This window comes from Brachybacterium rhamnosum, from assembly GCF_039526185.1.
In the GTDB taxonomy this organism is placed as follows: domain Bacteria; phylum Actinomycetota; class Actinomycetes; order Actinomycetales; family Dermabacteraceae; genus Brachybacterium; species Brachybacterium rhamnosum.
On record NZ_BAAAIS010000003.1, the window covers coordinates 563,913 to 584,706 of the forward strand.

At 73.2% G+C, this 20,794-nt stretch carries 20 protein-coding genes and 3 tRNA genes; 6 read left to right on the plus strand and 17 right to left on the minus strand.

What is annotated here, in order from left to right; all coding sequences use genetic code 11:
- Positions 1-2 precede the first annotated feature (2 nt).
- Positions 3-392, plus strand: a complete 390-nt coding sequence (locus ABD080_RS12700) for a VOC family protein (protein WP_343905362.1) — start codon at positions 3-5, stop codon at positions 390-392.
- A gap of 201 nt (positions 393-593) precedes the next feature.
- Here ABD080_RS12700 and ABD080_RS12705 read toward each other — a convergent pair whose 3' ends face one another.
- Positions 594-1,277 (minus strand): RsmD family RNA methyltransferase, encoded by a 684-nt coding sequence (locus ABD080_RS12705; protein ID WP_343905364.1) that lies wholly within the window; start codon positions 1,275-1,277, stop codon positions 594-596.
- Position 1,278: 1 nt separating this feature from the next.
- Complete coding sequence (locus ABD080_RS12710; RefSeq protein WP_343905366.1) at positions 1,279-3,468, minus strand: ATP-dependent DNA helicase RecG; 2,190 nt, start codon at positions 3,466-3,468, stop codon at positions 1,279-1,281.
- Positions 3,469-3,742: 274 nt separating this feature from the next.
- Between ABD080_RS12710 and rpmB the strand changes: the two genes are divergently transcribed.
- Entirely contained in the window at positions 3,743-3,937 is a 195-nt protein-coding gene (gene rpmB / locus ABD080_RS12715; RefSeq protein WP_137770559.1) for a 50S ribosomal protein L28, read from the plus strand.
- A gap of 182 nt (positions 3,938-4,119) precedes the next feature.
- Positions 4,120-4,839, plus strand: coding sequence for a Type 1 glutamine amidotransferase-like domain-containing protein (locus ABD080_RS12720; RefSeq protein ID WP_343905368.1), 720 nt, complete (start codon positions 4,120-4,122; stop codon positions 4,837-4,839).
- A gap of 73 nt (positions 4,840-4,912) precedes the next feature.
- Here ABD080_RS12720 and ABD080_RS12725 read toward each other — a convergent pair whose 3' ends face one another.
- Complete coding sequence (locus ABD080_RS12725; RefSeq protein ID WP_137770557.1) at positions 4,913-5,995, minus strand: NAD(P)-dependent alcohol dehydrogenase; 1,083 nt, start codon at positions 5,993-5,995, stop codon at positions 4,913-4,915.
- An 81-nt stretch (positions 5,996-6,076) separates the two neighbouring features.
- Complete coding sequence (thiL, locus tag ABD080_RS12730) at positions 6,077-7,090, minus strand: thiamine-phosphate kinase (protein WP_137770556.1); 1,014 nt, start codon at positions 7,088-7,090, stop codon at positions 6,077-6,079.
- A 40-nt stretch (positions 7,091-7,130) separates the two neighbouring features.
- On the opposite strand from thiL, the gene ABD080_RS12735 reads away from it, so the two are divergent.
- Positions 7,131-7,619, plus strand: coding sequence for a DUF3515 domain-containing protein (locus ABD080_RS12735; protein WP_343905372.1), 489 nt, complete (start codon positions 7,131-7,133; stop codon positions 7,617-7,619).
- A 35-nt stretch (positions 7,620-7,654) separates the two neighbouring features.
- Here the strand turns inward: ABD080_RS12735 and ABD080_RS12740 are convergent, their stop codons facing one another.
- The 7 genes from ABD080_RS12740 to leuC all read right to left on the minus strand — a co-directional run bounded on the left by ABD080_RS12740 (position 7,655) and on the right by leuC (position 14,758).
- Entirely contained in the window at positions 7,655-8,773 is a 1,119-nt protein-coding gene (locus ABD080_RS12740) for a D-alanine--D-alanine ligase family protein (protein WP_137770554.1), read from the minus strand.
- Positions 8,774-8,787: 14 nt separating this feature from the next.
- A complete protein-coding gene (locus ABD080_RS12745; protein ID WP_343905374.1) occupies positions 8,788-9,780 on the minus strand; it encodes an NAD(P)H-dependent glycerol-3-phosphate dehydrogenase in 993 nt (330 codons plus the stop codon).
- Complete coding sequence (locus ABD080_RS12750; protein WP_343905376.1) at positions 9,777-10,703, minus strand: lysophospholipid acyltransferase family protein; 927 nt, start codon at positions 10,701-10,703, stop codon at positions 9,777-9,779. Before ABD080_RS12750 ends, ABD080_RS12745 begins: the two co-directional genes overlap by 4 nt.
- Position 10,704: 1 nt before the next feature.
- Complete coding sequence (locus tag ABD080_RS12755) at positions 10,705-11,265, minus strand: DUF2867 domain-containing protein (RefSeq protein ID WP_259359622.1); 561 nt, start codon at positions 11,263-11,265, stop codon at positions 10,705-10,707.
- Between the two features lie 4 nt (positions 11,266-11,269).
- Entirely contained in the window at positions 11,270-12,586 is a 1,317-nt protein-coding gene (murA, locus tag ABD080_RS12760; protein WP_137770550.1) for a UDP-N-acetylglucosamine 1-carboxyvinyltransferase, read from the minus strand.
- Positions 12,587-12,713: 127 nt separating this feature from the next.
- The gene (gene leuD, locus ABD080_RS12765) at positions 12,714-13,334 is read right to left on the minus strand and encodes a 3-isopropylmalate dehydratase small subunit (protein ID WP_137770549.1); all 621 of its coding nucleotides are present in this window, start codon (positions 13,332-13,334) and stop codon (positions 12,714-12,716) included.
- 11 nt (positions 13,335-13,345) lie between these two features.
- Positions 13,346-14,758, minus strand: a complete 1,413-nt coding sequence (gene leuC / locus ABD080_RS12770) for a 3-isopropylmalate dehydratase large subunit (protein ID WP_137770548.1) — start codon at positions 14,756-14,758, stop codon at positions 13,346-13,348.
- 154 nt (positions 14,759-14,912) lie between these two features.
- Here leuC and ABD080_RS12775 point away from each other — a divergent pair, with 154 nt between their 5' ends.
- Positions 14,913-15,650: an IclR family transcriptional regulator gene (locus ABD080_RS12775; RefSeq protein WP_137770547.1), complete on the plus strand. Its 738-nt coding sequence runs from the start codon at positions 14,913-14,915 to the stop codon at positions 15,648-15,650.
- A gap of 110 nt (positions 15,651-15,760) precedes the next feature.
- Here the strand turns inward: ABD080_RS12775 and ABD080_RS12780 are convergent, their stop codons facing one another.
- From ABD080_RS12780 to ABD080_RS12805, 6 genes are all read right to left on the minus strand, one after another.
- Positions 15,761-16,579 carry a universal stress protein gene (locus tag ABD080_RS12780; protein WP_343905379.1) on the minus strand — a complete coding sequence of 273 codons (819 nt, stop codon included), beginning with the start codon at positions 16,577-16,579 and terminating at the stop codon, positions 15,761-15,763.
- A gap of 90 nt (positions 16,580-16,669) precedes the next feature.
- Positions 16,670-16,742, minus strand: a tRNA-Glu gene (locus tag ABD080_RS12785).
- 47 nt (positions 16,743-16,789) lie between these two features.
- A tRNA-Glu gene (locus ABD080_RS12790) sits at positions 16,790-16,862 on the minus strand.
- 29 nt (positions 16,863-16,891) lie between these two features.
- Positions 16,892-16,963: transfer RNA gene (locus ABD080_RS12795), tRNA-Gln, on the minus strand.
- Positions 16,964-17,198: 235 nt separating this feature from the next.
- Positions 17,199-18,641, minus strand: coding sequence for a glutamate--tRNA ligase (gltX, locus tag ABD080_RS12800; RefSeq protein WP_377827331.1), 1,443 nt, complete (start codon positions 18,639-18,641; stop codon positions 17,199-17,201).
- A 92-nt stretch (positions 18,642-18,733) separates the two neighbouring features.
- Positions 18,734-19,519: a fumarylacetoacetate hydrolase family protein gene (locus ABD080_RS12805; RefSeq protein WP_137770544.1), complete on the minus strand. Its 786-nt coding sequence runs from the start codon at positions 19,517-19,519 to the stop codon at positions 18,734-18,736.
- A 132-nt stretch (positions 19,520-19,651) separates the two neighbouring features.
- On the opposite strand from ABD080_RS12805, the gene ABD080_RS12810 reads away from it, so the two are divergent.
- Entirely contained in the window at positions 19,652-20,749 is a 1,098-nt protein-coding gene (locus ABD080_RS12810) for an LLM class flavin-dependent oxidoreductase (protein WP_137770543.1), read from the plus strand.
- Positions 20,750-20,794: the final 45 nt, after the last annotated feature.

A 20,794-nucleotide genomic window follows, 5' to 3' on the forward strand; every position in this document is an offset into this window, starting at 1 on the left:
GCATGACCACCACCGAGCAGTCCCCCACCCCCGTCGCCCGCCTCGCGATGCTTACCTTCGACGCCGCGGAGGTCGAGCCCCTCGCCCGCTTCTGGGAGGCGGTGCTGGGCTGGCCCGTCGTGGCGATCACCGAGGACTACGCCATGCTCCAGGGCCCCTCGAACGCGCTGGGCATCGGCCGGATCCCCGACCACGTCGCCCCGACCTGGCCCGATGACGGGCACAAGCAGTTCCACCTGGACCTCGCGGCCGACGACGTGGAGGTCGCCGCGCAGCGCTGCGTCGAGCTCGGCGCGGTGCGCGCGGATCCGCAGCCCGGGGAGACCTGGGTGGTGCTGCTGGATCCGGCCGGGCACCCCTTCTGCATCTCCGCCGCCGCGAACTGGGGCTGAGCTCTCGGTCGCCCTCCCCACGCCGCCGCGCCGCGCGCACTCCCCGCGCGCCATGCGCACTCGCGCGGCGCGCTCACTCCCGGAATGGTCCGATTCTGTTCCAGATCGGCGCCGCTTCTGGAACGGAATCGGACCATCCGCGAGCTGGGGCAGCGGCGAGCAACGTGAGGAAGCGCGCGGGCGAGGTGGCGGTGAGCGAGGTCAGGTGGCCGGGCCGCCGTACTGGAGCACGGTCTCGCCGTAGCTCTTGGTGCCGTCGTCCGCCCAGCCCTCGGGCCAGGTGATCGGGCGGGTGCGGCTGCTGCGTTCGATCACCACGAGGGCGTCGTCGGCGAGCGCGGGCCGCAGGGTCACCAGCAGCGCCTCGAGGGTCTCCGTCGGGACGTCGTAGGGCGGGTCGAGGAACACGAGCGTCCACGGCTCACGGGAGCCGGCCGCCTCACCGGAACCGGCCGCCCCGCGGGAAGCAACCGCCCCGCCGGAACCGGCCGCCCCGGACGGTGCCCGCGACACCGCGCCCTCTCCCACCTCCGCGCCCGCCCCCGCCTCCGCGGCGAGCTGGGCGGCGACGGTCTCGGCGCGGCCGGCGCGCACGGTGCAGCGATCGGCGAGGCCCAGCTCCCTCGCGGCCGCGCCCAGCGAGCGGGCGCTCGGCGCGTGCAGCTCCACGAGCAGGGCGTGCGCGGAGCCGCGGGAGAGGGACTCGAAGGCGAGGGCGCCGGTGCCGGCGTACAGGTCGAGCACGCGCGCGCCGGTGAGGGCGTCCCAGCCGTCCAGCCGCGAGAAGAGCGCCTCGCGCACCCGGTCCGAGGTGGGCCGGGTGCCCTTGGAGACGATGCCGGGGATGGTGCGGCCCCCGAGGCTGCCGGAGACGATGCGGGGCACGTCAGCTCCTCTCCACGTCGGCGTCCGCCAGACGGGTCTCGATCGCCGCGGCGAGCACCGGATGGTCGGCGAGATCCGGGTCCGCGGCGACGAGCGGGAAGGCGTCCTCGCGGGCCCGGGCGATGACCTCGCCGTCGCGGATGACGTCGAGGTGCTGGAGCGTGCGGCCCAGGCCGGACTGCAGCTCCCCCACGAGGTCGCCGGCGCCGCGGCGGTGGAGGTCGAGCTCGGCGAGGGCGAAGCCGTCGGTCGCCTCCGCGACGGACTGCAGGTGCCGGGAGGAGACGGAGCCCTGCTCGACCCGGGTGTCGAGGAACGCGATGCCGGGGGCCTCGCCGCGCCCCACGCGCCCGCGCAGCTGGTGCAGCTGGGACACGCCGAAGCGCTCCGCATCCAGCACGATCATGGTCGAGGCGTTGGGGACGTCGACGCCCACCTCGATCACGGTGGTCGCGACGAGCACGTCGATCCTCCCTGCGACGACGTCCTCCATGACCTGCTGCTTCTCCTCGGTGGAGAGGCGGCCGTGGAGCACGCCCACGCGGGCGCCCGCGAGCTCGGGGCGGGAGGCGAGGCGGGCGGCGGTCTCGGTGACGCCGCGCGGGGGCGGCAGCGGCTCGCTCCCCTCCGGGTCCGGTGGGGCGGCGTCGTCCTCGTCGATGCGCGGGCAGACCACGAACACCTGCCGGCCCGCGGCGACCTCCTCCCCGGCGCGCGCCCACATCCGCTGCTCCCAGCGCGGGAGCGACTCGTGGACGACGAAGCTCGTGACGCCGGCGCGGCGCCCGGGGCTCTCGCGGAGGGTGAGCACGTCGAGGTCGCCCACCTCGGCGAGCGCGGCGGTGCGCGGGATAGGTGTCGCGGTCATGACGACGACGTGCGGGCTCATGCCGCCCGGCCCCTTGGAGCGGAGGCGGCGGCGGTGGTCCACGCCGAAGCGGTGCTGCTCGTCGATGACGACGAGGCCCAGCGAGGCGAACTCGACGGACTCGGTGAGCAGGGCGTGGGTGCCGATGACGATGCCCGCCTCGCCGGAGGTGACGTCGAGGAGGGTGCGCCGCCGCTCGGCGGTGCGCTGGGAGCCGGTGAGCAGGCGCACGGAGGTCGCGTCGGCGTGTCCGTCGAGGCGACCCGCGGCGGCGAGATCGCCGAGCAGGCCCGTGATCGTGCGGTGGTGCTGCTCGGCGAGGACCTCGGTGGGCGCGAGCAGTGCCGCCTGGTGCCCGGAGTCGACCGCCCTGAGCATGGCCCGCAGCGCGATGACGGTCTTGCCGGAGCCGACGTCCCCCTGGAGCAGCACCGAGGTGGGGTGCTCGCGGGCGAGACGCTCCTCGAGGGCCGCCCCCACCTCGAGCTGCCCGTCGGTGAGGGTGAAGGGCAGGCGTGCGTCGAGGGCGGGGCGCAGCGGGCCGTCGCCGCGCAGGGCTGGCGCGGGGGTGCGCTCGTCCTGGGCGCGGCGCTGGGCGAAGATCGCCTGCAGCACGAAGGCCTCCTCGAACACCAGGTGCGCCCGGCCCGCGAGCGTGTCCTCGACGGTCAGCGGGTGGTGGAGGGCGCGGGCGGCGTCGGCCAGCGACAGCAGGCCGCGCCGGCGGAGCACCGCGTCCGGGAGGATCCGCTGGAGGCCGTCGGCGAACTCGAGCCCCCGCTCGGTCGCGTCCCGCATCGTCTTCTGGGCGACGTTCTTCTTCAGCGGGTACACGGGCAGGGGCCGCTCGGCCCGGGCGCGCCCCTCCGGGGTGTCCTCGTACTCCTCGTAGCGCGGATGGGTGAGCTGGGGGGTGCCGGTGCGCGAGTCGCGCCCCGCGATCCCGTAGACGGTGTACCGCTCCCCCACGCGCAGGTGGGACCGGTGCCACGCCACCTGGTGCTCCTTGGCGAGGAAGAAGACCAGCTCGAGGGCGGAGTCACCGTCGGTCACGTCGACGATGAGCAGGGTGCCGCGCCGGTTGCGCATGCTGCGCGCGGTCAGCCCGGTCACGGTGACGACCGCGGCCATCTCCTCCCCCTCGGCGACCTCGTGGATCGAGCGGAGGGCGGCGGGCACGGTGTAGCGGCGCGGGGCGAAGCGGAGCATGTCGTCGAGGGTGTGCACGTCGAATCCGTGCATCGCCTTGAGCTCCTTGGACTCGAGGACCTCCTCGAGCGGCAGGGAGCCGGTGCCCCGCGCCGGGGTTCGCGTCCGCGCCACCGCAGCCTCCTGTCCTGTGCCGTCGCCGAGTACATCGTGCCATCCCCGCAGGGTGCTGTGGCGGAGTCCACAGGGCGCGACGGGTGCTGTGCACTTCTGGTCCGGGGTCGCTCTGGGATATGGTGTCGGGGTTGCCCTGACCACCCGGGGGCCGTGCGTCCCCATCGCGCTGTCCAGGTCACCGAATCTCGTGCGGCGCGGATCCCATGGTCCGCGAGCCGGCCAGGCTCGGGCGGGCACCAGGTACAGCATTTCGACCCTTCAGGAGACGACAGTGGCTTCCACGTGTGACATCTGCGCCAAGGGCCCGAGCTTCGGCAAGAGCGTGTCCCACTCGCACCGCCGCACCTCGCGCCGCTGGAACCCGAACATCCAGACCGTGCGCACCGTGATCAAGGGCACGCCCACGCGCCTGAACGTCTGCACCTCCTGCCTCAAGGCCGGCAAGGTGCAGAAGCTCAGCGCCTGAGCGCCTCTGCTTCACCGCGTTGAAGGGCCCTCGCCGGGAACGGCGGGGGCCCTTCTGCATGTCCGGGGACGGGTCCGACGGCGGTTCCGCGGGCGGTTCCGACGGCATCCCGGCCGACGGGCCCCGCGCGGGGTACCCGTAGGCTGGCCGCTCCCGCCGCCCGATCCTGCTGAAGGAGCGCCATGACGGCCTCTGCCCCCACGATCCTCGCCACGAGCGCGGGCCTGCGCCCGTACCCTCGGCTCCGCTTCGGCTTCGGCCCGATGATGGCGCTCGCCACCGAGCTCGCCCAGGGCGACCGGATCTGCGTGATCGGCACCGCCTCCGGGGACGACAAGGGCTTCCAGCGGGACATGGAGGAGGCGGCGCGCGAGGCCGGCTATCGCCTGCACCACCTGAGCCTGTTCTCCATGCCCAACGTGTCCGATGTGGAGTCTTACCTGCGGGGCTTCGACGTCATCTGGGTGAACGGCGGCTCGGTCGTGAACCTGCTCGCGGTGTGGCGGGCGCACGGGCTGCCGGAGATCCTGCACCGGCTGTGGCAGGAGGGTGTCGTCCTCGCGGGGATCTCTGCCGGGTCGATCTGCTGGTTCGAGGGCGGGGTCACGGACTCCTTCGGCCCTGATCTCGCGCCGGTGACGAACGGACTGGGCTTCCTGCCCGGCGCGAACGGCGTCCACATGGACTCCGAGGCCGCTCGGCGCCCGCTGATCCGCCGCCTGGTCGCCGAGGGGGTGCTCGGCCCGGCCCTGTGCACGGACGACGGCGCCGGGCTGCTGTTCCGCGGCACCGACCTCGAGCGGGCCGTGACCGAGGTCCCGGGCGCCCGGGTCACGCGGATCGAGTCCGACGGCGCCGGCGGCGCGGTCGAGACGGACCTGCCGGTCGAGCTCCTGGCATGAGCGTGCCCGCGCTCTGCACGGGGCAGGGCGCGGGCACGATCGGGGCCGGGGACGGCCTCGGACGGGGACCGTCTCAGACGGCGACGGGCGCGTCCTCGAAGGTCGCGGTGTCGATGACGGCGCGGAAGAACACCTCGCCGGCGACGACGCGCTCGTAGGCCGCGTCGACCTCGTCGACGGAGACGACCTCGACCTCGGCGCCGAAGCCGTGCTCGGCGCAGAAGTCCAGCATCTCCTGGGTCTCGGGGATGCCTCCGATGTTCGAGCCGGCGAGCACCTTGCCGCCGCCGATGATGGAGGCGAAGCTCAGCGACTGCGCGGCCGGCGGGAGGCCCACGACGGCCATGACGCCGCGCGGGGTGAGCAGGCGCAGGTACGCGTCGACGTCGATGTCCGCGCTGATCGTGTTGAGGATCAGGTCGAACTCGCCGCGGTGCGCGGTGAAGAAGTCGTCCTCGGTGGTCGCGAGCACCCGGCTGGCGCCGAGGTCCATCGCGAGCTGCTCCTTCTTGAGCGAGCGGGAGAGCACGGTGACCTCGGCGCCCATGGCCGCCGCGATCTTCACGCCCATGTGGCCGAGGCCGCCCATGCCGAGCACGGCGACCCTCTTGGCGGAGCCGTCGGCCCGCTTCTCGGCGGCGCCCCAGCGGGCGAGCGGCGAGTAGGTGGTGATGCCGGCGCACAGCAGGGGCGCCGCCTGCTCGAAGGAGAGGGCGTCGGGGATGCGGCACACGAAGCGCTGCTCGACGGTGACCTTCTGGGCGTAGCCGCCCTGGGTGATCGTGCCGTCGACGTCCTTCGCGTTGTAGGTGCCGACGCTGCCGTTGAGGCAGTTGTTCTCGAAGCCGGCGAGGCACTGCTCGCACTCGCCGCAGGAGTTCACGAGGCAGCCGACGCCCACGCGGTCGCCGACCTTCCAGTCGGTGACGGCGGAGCCGACGGCGGAGACGACGCCGGCGATCTCGTGGCCGACGGTGAGCGGGAAGTGCGCCTCGCCCCACTCGTTGCGGATGGTGTGGATGTCGCTGTGGCAGATGCCCGCGGCCTTGATGTCGATGACGACGTCGGTCTCGCGGGGATCGCGACGCTCGATCTCGACGACGCGGTAGGGCTGGTCGGGCCCGGTCTTCTGCAGGGCCTTCACGGTGATGGACACAGGGGTCTCCTCGATGTCGGGATGTTCGGGCAACCTCCTCAGACTAGACCCGTCGGGGCCTTCCCGGGAGGCGGACCGGTCTCAGGAGAAGTGGTCGAATCCCACTCCGGACACGGGGGCGCCGCCGAGCGTGACGAGGCCCTCCGGCCCGGGGGTGAACCTGCCCACGGCGCGGAACCCCGCAGGCACCGCCTCGGCGGCGGCGAGCATGAGGTGCTCCTCACCGCCGTGGAGCACCCAGTCCAGAGGCTCCGCGCCGAGCACGCTCGCGAGCGGACGCAGCGTCTCGACGTCGGCGGCGAGCAGCGCGGGGTCGAGGTCCACGGCCAGGCCGCTCGCCGCGGCGAGCCGGGCGCCGTCCCGCACGAGACCGTCGGAGAGGTCCATCTGGGCGCTGACCGCTCCCCCGCTCCCCCAGCCGAGGGCGAGGTCAGGGTCCGGGGCATCGTGCCATTCGAGCAGCACGGCGGCATCGGTCGCGGCGAGCTCCGGGTCCAGGCGGGCGGGGCCGTCGGCCGGGTCGTCGAAGGCCAGCGCGGCGCGGCCCGAGAGCGCGACGGCGAGGCCGGCGGCGGAGCGGCCGAGACGCGGCCCGCCGATGACGAGCAGGTCGCCGGCGCGGGCCCCGTCGCGCCGGATCGGCGGCTCCTCCCCCGGCAGGGAGCCCACCGCGGTGATCGTCACGGAGAGCTGCTCGGCGCCGCCGAGGTCCCCGCCGACGACGCTCGCCCCCCAGGCCGCGGCGCGCTCCGCGATCCCCGCGGTGATCTGCTCGAAGGTCGAAGGCGGCTCGTCCGACGGGGCGGAGATCGCGACGACCAGCGCCTGGGGCCGGGCGCCCATCGCGGCGACGTCGGCGAGGTTCTGGACCGCTGCCTTGCGGCCCACCCGCCGGGCGCTCGTCGTGGTGCGCAGGAAGTCGTGGCCCTCGACGAGGGAGTCGGTGGTGATGACCAGGCGCGGGGAGTCCAGCCGCAGCACGGCGGCGTCGTCCCCCGGGCCCACCTCGGTGCGCGGGTCGACGGGGAGCTGCGGGAGCATCCGGGCGAGCAGCCCGGCCTCGCCGATCTGCGCGTGCCGCGCGTGGGGAGCCATGCTCCCAGTGTGCCGGATCGTCGGCACGTACCCTGGTGGAGTGCGTACTCCTCGACCTCTGACCGCCGCCGTGATCGGCGGGATCGCCCTGGGCCTCGCGGGCTGCGGGACGGTGAGGGTCCCCGCCGGCCCCGAGGCCGGGGATCCCACCTGCGCCGGCGTGGTGCTCGGCGCCCCGGACGAGCTGCTGGGGCTGCCGCGTGCGGAGACCTCGAGCCAGGGCACGATCGCCTGGGGCTCCGGGGAGGACACGATCGTGCTGCGCTGCGGGGTCACCCCGCCCGGGCCGACGACGGATCTGTGCACGCGCCTCGAGGACTCGAGCGGCGTGCAGGTCGACTGGATCGTGCGTGAGCAGGACGATCTGGTCTTCTACACGACCTACGGCCGCTCCCCCGCGATCGACGTCTCGGTGCCGCGGGCCGTGGCCCCGGACCAGCCCTCCGCCGCCGCCCTGGACCTGGGGCAGCTCGTCACGACGAACGTGGACGCGACCGATCACTGCGTGGGCGCGGAGGACGTCTCCTGACACCTGCCCCGCGGGCTCGGCCGTCCGCCGTGGTGTCAGCGGGAGCCGAGGGGGCGCGCGAGCGCCTGCTCGAGCAGGTCGGTGATCAGCGCCGTGTACTCCACGCCCATGTTCCTCCAGAGCACGGGGAACATCGAGTAGGGCGTGAACCCGGGCATCGTGTTGACCTCGTTGACGACGACCTCGCCGGCCTCCGTGACGAACACGTCCACGCGCGCGAGCCCCTCGAGGCCCAGGGCGGTGAACGCGCGGGCTGCGACCTCGCGCACCTCCTCGAGGGCGGCGTCCGGGAGCGCGGCGGGCACGTCGATCTCGACGGTGCCCTTGCCGAAGTACTTCGCCTCGTAGTCGTAGAAGGCGAGGTCCTCGCCGATCCGCACCTCACCGGGGACGGTCGTGCGCACCTCGCCGCCGTCCCGCGGGCCGAGCACGCCGCACTCGACCTCGCGGCCGGTGACGCCCTCCTCGACGAGGACCTTCGGGTCCTCCGCGAAGGCGGTCTTCATGGCGTGCTCGAGCTCTTCCGGGCGGGTCACCTTGGACACGCCGAGGCTCGACCCGGCGCGGGCGGGCTTCACGAACCACGGCAGCGCGTGGTGCTTCTCGAGGTGGGCGAGCACGGCGTCCGCCTCCTGGGCCCAGTGGTCCTCGCGGACCACGATGCCCGGGGCGCAGGGCAGGCCCGCGGCACGCAGCGCCTGCTTCGTCGCGGCCTTGTCCATGCAGGAGGCGGAGGCGAGCACGCCGGAGCCGACATAGGGCACGTCGAGGAGCTCGAGCATGCCCTGGAGCGTGCCGTCCTCGCCGTAGGGCCCGTGCAGCAGCGGGAGGACCACGTCGACGTCCGCGAGCGGCACCACGCGGCCGGATGCGTCGACCGTGCGCAGCGTGATCGGCTCGCCGGGACGGTGACGGGTCGAGGGCAGGAGCACCTCGGGGCCGTCGTCGCCGACGGTCGGCGCCTGCCCGGAGACGAGGGTCCAGTCCGCGGGGTCGTCGGAGGCCTGCACCCAGCGGCCCTCGGGCGTGATGCCGACGGCGACGACGTCGAAGCGCTCGCGGTCGATCGCCCCGAGGATGCCGCCGGCGGTGACGCAGGAGATCCCGTGCTCGCCGCTGCGTCCGCCGAACAGGAGTGCCACTGTGGTTCTCATAGGGGGAACCCTAGTCACTCCGGGCGCACCGACCGTGACAGCAGGGCCGCTGTGACCTGGTCGATCCTCGCGCCGTCGTCGACGACGGCGACGACGGACCGGGTGATCGGCATGTCCACGCCCAGGCGCTCGGCGAGGGAGGCGACGGCGCGGGCGGTCGCGACGCCCTCCGCGGTCGAGCCCACGCGCTCGGCGGCGGCCTCGACGTCGAGCCCCTGGCCGAGGGCGAGGCCCAGGCGGTGGTTCCGCGAGAGCGGCGAGGAGCAGGTGGCGACGAGGTCGCCCATGCCGGCGAGACCGGCGAAGGTCTCGCGGTGCCCGCCGAGCGCGACGCCGAGCCGGGTGATCTCGGCGAGGCCGCGGGTGATGAGGGAGGCGGTCGTGTTGTGCCCGTGCCCGAGGCCCGTCGCCGCGCCCACGGCGATCGCGATGACGTTCTTCACCGCTCCCGCGATCTCGACGCCGGTGACATCGGTCGAGGTGTAGGTGCGCAGGTACGGGGCGGCGCAGGCCTCGGCGACGGCCGCGGCGCGCGCGGCGTCGGGGAAGGCGATGACGCTGCCGCAGGGGCGGCGCTGCAGGATCTCCGCGGAGAGGTTGGGGCCGGAGAGGACGCCCACGAGCGCCGGGTCCACGCGGCCCGCCTCCGCGATGATCTCGCTGACCCGGGCGTCGGTCCCCCGCTCGATCCCCTTGACGAGGGAGAGCTGCGGGACCGCCGGCAGGGGCGAGGTGAAGGAGCCCAGGGTCGCGCGGAGCTGCTGGGCGGGGACGGCGACCGCGACCGCGTCGGCCCCCTCGAGCGCCTCCTCGGGACGGGAGGTGGCGGTGACGGAACGGGGCAGCTCGTGGTCGCCGAGGTAGTCCGGGTTGCGGTGCTCCGCGGCGATCCGATCGGCGATCTCCTCGCGGCGGGCCCAGACGGTGACCTGGGCGTCGGAGTCCGCCAGGACCTGCGCGAAGGTCGTGCCCCAGGCGCCCGCTCCGAGCACGGCCCAGCGGGTCATCGGCCGGCCCCCGTCGTGTGCGCGGTGCGGGCCTGCTCGAGCGCCTCGGTGCGCAGGCTCGCGGCGGCCGCCGCGTCCCGCAGCACGGCGCGGTCCTCGGCGTCGAGCCGGTGACCGGCCTCGGGGCGCACGGGGTCGCGACGCGGGTCGTGGAGCACGGCGGGCGGCTCCTCCCCGCGCGTCTCGCCGAGGAGCGCGGCGATCGCGGCCATGAGCTGCTCGGTGAGCCGCTGGGCGGCGGCGTGCTCGGTCTCCCCTGGGCCGCGGAGCGCCGGGATCGGGGCGCCGATCCGCATGGTCAGGGTGCGCCGGGGCACGGGGCGCGGCAGCGCGCGGCCCACGGGCCAGGCGCGGCGCGATCCCCAGGCGGCGACAGGGACCAGCGGGGCCCCGGTCGAGAGCGCGAGCCGGGCGGCGCCGGTGCGGGCCTGCATGGGCCATTCCTCCGGGTCCCGCGTATAGGTCCCCTCGGGGAAGACCATCATGATCTCGCCGCGCTCGAGGGACTCACGGGCGCTTGCAAGGGCGTCGCGCCCGTCGCGGCTGCCGCGGTGCACGGGCACCTGGCCGCTCGCGCGCAGCAGCGCACCCAGCACGGGCACGTCGAACAGGGATCCCTTGGCGAGGAAGCGCGGGGCGATGCCGGAGGCCTGCAGCAGGTGGCCGTAGGCGAGCGCGTCGAAGGGCCCCATGTGGTTGCCCGCGAGGATCGCCCCGCCGCGCTCGGGCAGGTGCTCACGGCCGATCCACACAGGCCGCGCGATCGCCGTGACGAGCGGCCGCAGCGGGATCTGCGCGAGGCGGATGACCGCCGGGGAGCGGCGCTCGGGCGGCCGCGCGGAGCCCACGTCCCAGCTGCGACGCCGGCTGATCCCCGGACGCGCGGTCCTCGCAGGACGTCCGACGGGCTCGCGTCGCGTCATCTCAGGAGTCGAGGGCGCGCCGGTCGCGGCCGCGGCCCAGGCTCCGCCGCGACGGGCCCGTCGCGAGCGCGCCGCGACGCCGCAGGGTGGCGGGCGCGCGGCGGGCGAGGGTGTTCACGGCCGCCGCGTGCATGAGCCGGCGCGGGGCGTACGCGAGGCGGCCGCGGATCGAGCGGTACTTCACGGCGGTCGTCACCTGCAGCAGCTGCCCGCCGGGCAGGAGCGCCACGCCGATCCGCACGCGCAGGTTCTCGTCGTCGTCCTTGATGAGCGCCTCGGAGCCCACGACCTCGTCGGCCACGTACTCCTTCTCGGGCGGCGGCACCATGTCCATGAGCCGCACGGCCTCGTCCCGCAGGGCGAGCAGGCCGCGGCGGGACAGCGGCGTGTTCTCGTGGGAGAAGATCGCCTCCGCCCACACCCGCGGATCCGTCTCGTCGACCCCGCGCGTGGGGACGATGACCACGTCGCAGTAGTCCGGGACGGGGATGTCCCGCAGGGCGAGCGAGCTCGCCGGCGAGGGGACCTGCTCCCCCGCCCGGGGGCCGACGGCGTCGCTCATCTGCTCAGTCCTCCCAGAAATCCGCGCCGAGCGCGGTCAGCTTGTCGCGGAACTGCTCGTAGCCGCGGTCGATCAGGTCGATGCCGTGGATCGAGGAGACGCCCTCCGCGCCGAGCGCGGCGACGAGGTAGGAGAAGCCGCCGCGGAGGTCGGGGACGGTGATCTCGGCGCCGTGCAGGGGCTTGGGGCCCGAGATCACGGCGGAGTGGTTGTAGTTGCGGCGGCCGAACCGGCACGAGGAGCCGCCGAGGCACTCGCGGTACACCTGGATGTGGGCACCCATGTCGTTGAGCGCGGAGGTGAAGCCGAGCCGGTTCTCGTAGACGGTCTCGTGGACGATCGAGATGCCGTCGGCCTGGGTGAGGGCGACGACGAGCGGCTGCTGCCAGTCCGTCATGAGACCGGGGTGGACGTCGGTCTCGACGGCGATCGCGCGCAGCGGGGTGCCCGGGTGGTAGAAGCGGATCCCCGCCTCGGTGATGTCCATCCCGCCGCCGATCTTCCGGAAGGTGTTCAGGAAGGTCGACATCGGCTTCTGCTGGGCGCCGCGCACGAGCACGCTGCCCTTGGTGGCGAGGGCCGCGCAGGCCCAGGAGCCGGCCTCGATGCGGTCCGGGAGGGCCACGTGCTCGTAGCCGCCCAGGCGGTCGACGCCCTCGATGATGATCGTGCGGTCCGTCTGCACGGTGATGAGCGCGCCCATCTTCTGCAGCACGGAGATGAGGTCCTCGATCTCCGGCTCGACGGCCGCGTTGGACAGCACGGTCACACCCTGCGCGCGGACGGCGGTGAGCAGCACCTGCTCCGTCGCGCCGACGCTCGGGTACTCGAGCGCGATCGTCGTGCCCTGGAGGCCGGACGGCGCGGTGATGTAGATGCCCATCTCGCGCTTGTCCACGACGGCGCCGAAGCTGCGCAGCACGTCGAGGTGGTAGTTGATGGGGCGGTCGCCGATCCGGCAGCCGCCGAGGTCCGGGATGATCGCCTCGCCGAGGCGGTGCAGCAGCGGGCCGCAGAAGAGGATCGGGATGCGGGAGCTGCCCGCATGGGCGTCGATCTCCGTGGCATGGGCGCGCTCGACGTTCGAGGGGTCCATCCGGATCGCGCCGCCGACGACGTCCCGCTCGACCTTCACGCCGTGGATCGCGAGCAGGTCGGAGACGATCTGCACGTCACGGATGTCGGGGACGGAGTGGAGCACGCTGGGCTCCTCGCCCAGCAGCGCCGCGACCATGGCCTTCGAGACCAGGTTCTTCGCTCCGCGGACGGTGATCTCGCCGTCGAGGGGCCGTCCTCCGCGCACATGGAAAGTCGAGCTCATGGTGTCCTTGCTTCGCTGGACAGGCGCCCGTGCGCCTGGTGACTGACCGGCACACCCTACCGGAGGGGGGTGGGGGCTCCCCGCGACGCGGGTCACTCCCCCACCCCCTCCGATGGTCGTGGACCTCTCAGGCGTCCTCGGCGATGCGGGCCGGGAGCGTCTTCGGCATCCAGGAGGGACGCGTCGCCTCGAAGGCGGTGATGTCCTCCTCGTGGCGCAGGGTGAGGCCGATGTCGTCGAGCCCCTCCATGATCCGCCAGCGGGTGTAGTCGTCGATCTCGAAGGGGAACACGGCGCCCGTGTCCCCGGCGTGGACCTGGCGCTCGACGAGGTCCACGGTCACCTCGGTGCCCGGGTTCTCCTCGAGGATCTTCCAGAGCTGCTCGATGTCGTCCTGCGTGAGCTGGGCGGCGACGAGGCCCTGCTTGCCCGCGTTGCCGCGGAAGATGTCCGCGAAGCGGCTCGAGAGCACGGCCTTGAAGCCGTAGTCCCGCAGCGCCCACACGGCGTGCTCGCGGGAGGAGCCGGTGCCGAAGTCGGAGCCGGCGACGAGCACGCTGCCGCGCGAGTACGGCTCGCGGTTCAGCACGAAGTCGGGGTCGTTCGCGCGCCAGGCGTTGAACAGGCCGTCGTCGAAGCCGGTCTTGGTGACCCGCTTGAGGTAGACGGCGGGGATGATCTGGTCGGTGTCGACGTTGCTGCGGCGCAGCGGGACGCCGATGCCGGTGTGCGTGGTGAAGGCTTCCATGGTGGTGCTCCTCAGGCGGTGGGCTGGAGGTCCGACGGGGAGGACAGGGTGCCGCGGATCGCGGTCGCCGCTGCCACCACCGGGGAGACCAGGTGGGTGCGACCACCCTTGCCCTGGCGGCCCTCGAAGTTGCGGTTGGAGGTGGAGGCGGCGCGCTCGCCCGGCTTCAGCTGGTCCGGGTTCATGCCCAGGCACATCGAGCAGCCGGCCTGGCGCCACTCGGCGCCGAAGGCGAGGAAGACCTCGTGCAGGCCCTCCTGCTCGGCCTGGACCCGCACGCGGGCGGAGCCCGGGACGACCATGACCCGCACGTCGGGATGCTTCTCACGGCCCTTGACGGTCTCGGCGAAGGCCCGGAGGTCCTCGATGCGGCCGTTGGTGCACGAGCCCATGAAGACCGTGTCGACCTTGATGTCCTTGAGCGGGGTGCCGGGGACGAGGTCCATGTAGGCCAGTGCGTTCTCGGCGGCGGTGCGCGAGGTGTCGTCGGTGAAGTCCTCGGGGGCGGGGACGCTCGCGGAGAGCGGGAGGCCCTGGCCGGGGTTCGTGCCCCAGGTGACGAAGGGCTCGAGCTCGTCGGCGTCGATGTGCACCTCGGCGTCGAAGACGGCGTCGTCGTCGCTGCGCAGCGTGCGCCAGTAGGCGACGGCCTCGTCCCAGTCCGCGCCCTTCGGCGCGTGGGGGCGACCCTTCACGTACTCGAAGGTGGTCTCGTCCGGGGCGATCATGCCGGCGCGCGCGCCCGCCTCGATGGACATGTTGCACACGGTCATGCGCCCTTCCATGGAGAGGGAGCGGATCGCCTCGCCGCGGTACTCGAGCACGTAGCCCGCGCCGCCGCCGGTGCCGATCTTCGCGATGACGGCGAGGATGACGTCCTTCGCGGTGACGCCCGGCTTGAGCGTGCCGTCCACGGTGATCGCCATGGTCTTGAAGGGCTTGAGCGACAGCGTCTGGGTGGCGAGCACGTGCTCGACCTCGGAGGTGCCGATGCCGAAGGCGAGCGCGCCGAAGGCGCCGTGGGTCGAGGTGTGCGAGTCGCCGCAGACCACGGTGATGCCCGGCATGGTCAGGCCCAGCTGGGGTCCCACCACGTGGACGATGCCCTGGTCCTTGTCGCCGAGGGAGTGGATGCGCACGCCGAACTCCTCGGCGTTGCGGCGCAGGGTGTCGATCTGGGTGCGCGAGGTGAGGTCCGCGATCGGCTTGTCGATATCGATCGTGGGGGTGTTGTGGTCCTCGGTGGCGAGCTGCTGGTCGACGCGGCGGGGCTGGCGCCCCTCCTGCCGGAGGCCGTCGAAGGCCTGGGGGCTGGTCACCTCGTGGAGGAGCTGGAGGTCGATGTAGAGCAGGTCCGGTTCGCCGTTCTCACCGCGGCGGACGACGTGGTCCTGCCAGACCTTCTCCGCGAGCGTGCTCGCCATGTCTTTCCCTCCTCGCGCCCGGGGTGCGGGCACTGAATCTCGGCGCCGCGAGGGTCCGCGACGGCCACGTCCGGGATCGGACGCAGGACAAGTCTTGGGCGGTGCCCGACACGTCGCACTTGCGTCTCACCAAATAAGACGGCAGTATCGGAGCATGGACAACACCCCGTCGGAGGAGAACGGCAGCGGCGTCGGCGTGCTCGACAAGGCCGCGATCGTGCTCGGAGCCCTCGAGGCCGGCCCCGCCACCCTCGCCCAGCTCGTCCAGTCCACCGGACTGGCCCGCCCCACCGCGCACCGCCTCGCCGTGGCGCTCGAGTACCACCACCTGGTCTCGCGCGACATGCAGGGCCGCTTCGTGCTCGGCCCGCGCCTGGGCGAGCTCGCGGCCGCCGCCGGCGAGGACCGCCTGCTCGCGGCCGCCGGCCCCGTGCTCGCCGCCCTCCGCGACCACACCGGGGAGTCCGCCCAGCTCTACCGCCGCCAGGGCGACCACCGCATCTGCGTCGCCGCGGCCGAGCGCCCGATCGGCCTGCGGGACTCCGTGCCGCTCGGCGCCGCGCTCACGATGAAGGCCGGCTCCGCAGCGCAGATCCTCCTGGCCTGGGAGGAGCCGGACAGGCTCCACCGCGGCCTGCTCGGGGCCCGCTTCACCGCGACCCAGCTCTCCGCTGTGCGCCGTCGCGGCTGGGCGCAGTCCATCGGGGAGCGCGAACCCGGCGTGGGCTCCGTCTCCGCGCCGGTGCGCGGTCCCAACGGGCGTGTCGTCGCCGCGCTCAGCATCTCCGGCCCGATCGAGCGCATCACGCGCCAGCCGGGCCGCCTCCACGCGGCCTCCGTGATGAGCTCCGCGAACCACCTCACCGAGACGCTCCGCCGCGCCGGCGCCTGACCCCGCCGAGCCCCGCCCCGCCAGTCGTCCTCCCCCGCACAGGAGCCCCCGTCCCCGCCATCAGGCGAGGGCGGGGGCTGCGTCGTCGGGTGAGCGCGGGGGCTGCGTCGTCAGGAGCGCTCGATCCAGACGGGTGTGTTCGCGTAGCGCAGCACGGTCACCAGCTGGCGCGGAGCGTGGATGCGGGACGCATCCTTGGCGGACCGCTCCCCCGCGACGACCATGAGGCTCGCCCCCTCGCTCGCGTGCACGAGCTCGCGGGCCGTCTCCGCGGAGGCGATGACCACGTCCCGCACGTAGACCTGCGGATGGGTGCGACCGAGCCGGTCCCGCACCGCGCCGAGCACGTGCTGCGCCTCGTCCGGCGAGGTCATCGCGCGCACGATGAGGACCAGGTCGCGACCCCAGGCCGCGGCGAGATCCGCGGCGCGCTGCTCGTTCGCATGATCCTCGCCGTGGTCCACGAGCCCGATCGGGCCGTCACCGTCGATGTCGCCGCGCACCACGACGACCGGGCAGCGGGACTTCGCCGCGAGCGCGAGGGACTTCGAGCCGACCACGAGCGTGAGCAGCCGGCCCAGACCGCGGCCGCCGACGACCATGAGATCGGACTCGCCGCTCGCCCCGACGAGCACGGGCACGGCGTTGCCGTCGACGATCTGCGAGGTGATCGGGACGTCCGGGGCGATCTCGCGCGCGATCCTCACGGCTTCGACGATGAGGGCATTCGCGGCGGAGCGGATGCCGGATCCGGAGAGACCCGGCACGGGGTCGGTGTTGACGTCCAGCTCGGTCCACACGAAGGCGTGGAGGAGATGGAGGGTGCCGCCGGTGTGCTGCGCGTGCCGGGCGGCCCAGCGGACGGCGTCGTCCGCCTCGGGGGCGTCGAAGACGCCGACGGTGATCCTCGGAGCTGTGGCCTGCGTCATATCCTGACGATACGCCCGGTTCGACGCCCTGGCCAGGGTCACTGCCCCAGGAACGGAAGAAGCCGGTGTCCGTAGACACCGGCTCAGCCGTACCCCGTACCGGATTTGAACCGGTGTTACCGCCGTGAGAGGGCGACGTCCTAGGCCGCTAGACGAACGGGGCGTTCGGGAACCCGAGGGCTCCTCACGGATCGCGAACGATCCGTGTCGTACCCCGTACCGGATTTGAACCGGTGTTACCGCCGTGAGAGGGCGACGTCCTAGGCCGCTAGACGAACGGGGCGCGGGCCATGCAGCCGAAGCTGCGAAGCGCTGGGGTACCAGGACTCGAACCTAGAATGACGGTACCAGAAACCGTTGTGTTGCCGATTACACCATACCCCATGGTGAGAGCACGTTTCCGAAGCTTCCCGTGCCGTCCGAGCCTCTGGTGTGGCTCTTCCGATCCGGTCTGCCGCGGGGGCCGTACCGAGAGACAACATTAGCGGGTCCGCGCCGGATGGACAAAGCGAGAGGGCCGTTTCGGGCTGTGAGCCTCGGCACCCCGGCTGGTCACGCGCCGTTCACCCGCCTGCGGATGAACGGCGCGCGGCCCGTCAGGCGCCTGCCCAGAGCCTGCTCAGGCCTCCGTGGCGGCCGCGAGGCGGTCGCGGAGCGCGCGCAGCCGTGCGAGGCTCGAGGGGCGCCCCAGGAGCTCCATGGACTCGAACAGCGGCGGGGAGATGCGGCGGCCCGAGATCGCGCTGCGCAGCGGCCCGAAGGCGAGCCGCGGCTTGATCCCCATGTCCTCGACGATCGCGGCGCGCAGCACCTCCTCGAGGGTCGCGGCGGCGAAGGAGTCCCCCGGCACCGTCTCGACCTCGGTGATCGCGCGGTCGAGCACGGCGACCGGGTCGTCGCCGAGCTTCTTCAGGGCGTCGTCCTCGACGACGAGGTCGGCATCGGCCACGAAGAGGAAGCGCAGCATGTCCGGCGCCTCCCCCAGCAGGTTCATGCGGGGCTGGACGAGCGGCGTCGCCGCCACGAGCAGCGCGTGCTGCTCCGGGGTGACCGGGTCGGAGACGACGCCCGCCTCCTGGAGGTGGGGCACCATGCGCTCGGTGAACTCCGCGGGGTCCAGCAGGCGCATGTGGTCCGCGTTGATCGCGGTGGCCTTCTTGAAGTCCACGCGGGCGGGGTTGGGGTTGACGTCGGACGCGTCGAAGCGCTCGACCATCTCCTCGCGGGAGAAGACGTCCTGGTCCGCGCTGTAGCCCCAGCCGAGCAGGGCGAGGTAGTTGACCATGCCCTCGGGCAGGAAGCCCTGCTCGCGGTAGAGGAAGAGGTTGGACTCGGGGTCGCGCTTGGAGAGCTTCTTGCTGCCCTCGCCGAGCACGTACGGGAGGTGCCCGAACCGCGGGATCACGTCGGTCACGCCCACGGAGATGAGCGCCCGGTACAGGGCGATCTGCCGCGGGGTCGAGGAGAGGAGGTCCTCGCCGCGCAGCACGTGGGTGATGCCCATGAGGGCGTCGTCGACCGGGTTCACGAGCGTGTAGAGCGGCTGGCCGTTCGCGCGGACCACGACGAAGTCCGGGGTGGCGCCGGCCTTGAAGGTGATCTCGCCGCGCACCATGTCCTCGAAGGTGATGTCCTCGTCGGGCATGCGCAGGCGCCACACGGGCTCGCGGCCCTCCGCGCGGAAGGCGGCCTTCTGCTCCTCGGTGAGGTCGCGGTCGGAGCCGTCGTAGCCGAGCTGCGGGTCGCGGCCCGCGGCGCGATGGCGCTCGGCGATCTCCTCCGCGGTGGAGTAGGACTCGTAGATGTGGCCGCCCTCACGGAGCTTCGCGATGACGTCCTGGTAGATGTCGCCGCGCTGGGACTGGCGGTAGGGGCCGTGCGGGCCGCCCACCTCGACGCCCTCGTCCCAGTCGATGCCGAGCCAGCGCATGGCGTCGAGCAGCTGGTGGTAGGACTCCTCGCTGTCGCGCGCGGCGTCGGTGTCCTCGATGCGGAAGATCAGCTTGCCGCCGTGATGGCGGGCGTGGGCCCAGTTGAACAGGGCCGTGCGGACCATGCCCATGTGCGGGGTGCCGGTGGGGCTGGGGCAGAACCGCACGCGGATGTCCGCGCCGGTGGCCTCGGTGACGGGGGCGGGCGCGGGGGCGGTGGGGGTCACAGGGATGTCCTCCTGAGGACGGGGTTGGTCAGGGTGCCGATGCCCTGGATGGTCACGTCGATGCTCGAGCCGGCCTCGACGGAGCGGACGCCGGCCGGGGTGCCGGTGAGGACGACGTCGCCGGGGAGCAGGGTGACGACGCGGGAGATCTCCGCGATGAGCTCGGGAACGGAGCGGAGCATGTCCGCGGTGGTGCCGTCCTGGGCGGTCTCGCCGTCCACGCTCGAGGAGATCGCGAGGGCGGCGGGGTCGAGGTCGGTCTCGACCCAGGGGCCGATCGGGCACGAGGTGTCCCAGGCCTTGGCCCGGAACCACTGGTTCTCCCCGCGCTGGGTGTCCCGCGCGGTGAGGTCGTTCGCGCAGGTGTAGCCGAGGATCACGTCCTCCACCTGCTCGGGCTCGAGATCCTTGGCCATCCGTTGGATGACCACGGCGAGCTCCGCCTCGAGGCTCACCTCCTCGCTGTAGGCGGGCAGCACGATCGGGTCGCCGGGGCCGACGACGGCGGTGTTGGGCTTGAGGAAGTACAGGGCCTGGTCGGGCACCACGTTGCCGAGCTCGGCGGCGTGCGCCGCGTAGTTGCGGCCGACGCACACCACCTTCGAGCGCGGGATGACGGGTGCCAGCAGGCGGACGTCCTCGAGCGGATGGATCTTCCCGGTGGGGCGGATCTCGGTGTACAGGGGATCGCCGGTGATGCCGTAGACCATGTCACGGCCGTCCTTCTCCTGGACGATCCCGTACATCGGGTCCTCACCGGTGGTGAATCGAGCGATGCGCATGGGCGCCAGTCTAGGCCCGGGCGGATCAGCCCCTCCTGCGGCCGGGGGCTGTGAGCCGGCAGTCGCGAGCCTGGACAGCCCACGAGACCGGGCCTATGCTTGAATTATCAACGAGATTGCGCGAGGAGCCCGATGAGCACCGCACCCACCCCATCCGTCCCCCGGCCTGTCAGCTTCGGCTTGGACACCTTCGGCGACGTGACCGTCGACGCCGATCGCCGCAGCGTCGGCCACGCGCAGACCCTGCGGGACGTGGTCGCCCAGGCCGAGCTCGCCGACCGCGTCGGCATCGACCACTTCTCCGTCGGCGAGCACCACCGGCCCGACTTCGCCGTGAGCGCGCCGGACATGGTCCTCGCCGCGATCGCGAGCCGCACCGAACGGATCACCCTCGGCACCGCCGTGATCGTGCTCAGCTCCGACGACCCGCTGCGCCTCTACGAGCGCTTCTCGACCCTCGACGCCCTCTCCGGCGGGCGCGCCGAGCTCACGGTGGGCCGCGGCTCCTTCACCGAGTCCTTCCCCCTGTTCGGCCACTCCCTCCAGGACTACGAGACCCTCTTCGAGGAGAAGCTCGACCTGCTCGCCACCGCCCTGCGCGAGCGCCCCCTCAGCTGGTCCGGGAGCATCCGCCCGCCGCTGAAGGACCAGGAGCTGTTCCCGCCGCTCGAGCGCGAGCTGCCCACCTGGGTCGCCGTCGGCGGCAGCCCGAACTCGGTGGTGCGCGCCGCCCGGCACGGCCTGCCCCTCATGCTCGCGATCATCGGCGGCTCCCACGAGCGCTTCGCGCCCTACGTCGAGCTGTTCCGCGAGGCGAGCGGCCAGCTGGGCACCGGCGCACTGCCCGTGGGCGTCCACTCCCCCGGGCACGTCGCTGCGACCGACGCGGAGGCCCGCGAGCAGCTGCTCGAGCACTGGATCGCCCAGCGCAACCAGATCGGCGCCGAGCGCGGCTGGGGTCCGACGGGCCCCGCGGAGTTCGACGCCGAGATGCAGCACGGCGCCCTCTACGCCGGCTCCCCGGAGACCGTGGCGCGCAAGATCGCCCGCACCGTGCAGGACCTCGGCCTGGACCGCTTCGACCTCAAGTACGCGAACGGACCCGTGCCCCACGAGCAGCTCATGACCTCGATCGAGCTGTACGGCACGGAGGTCATCCCGCGGGTGCGTGAGCTGCTCGCGCAGGGAGCCTCCGACGCCGCGATGCCGCGCCGCTCCCCCGGTCTCTGACCTCCGCGGGATCGGCCCGCCCCGCCCGGCGTCGGGCATCCCTCC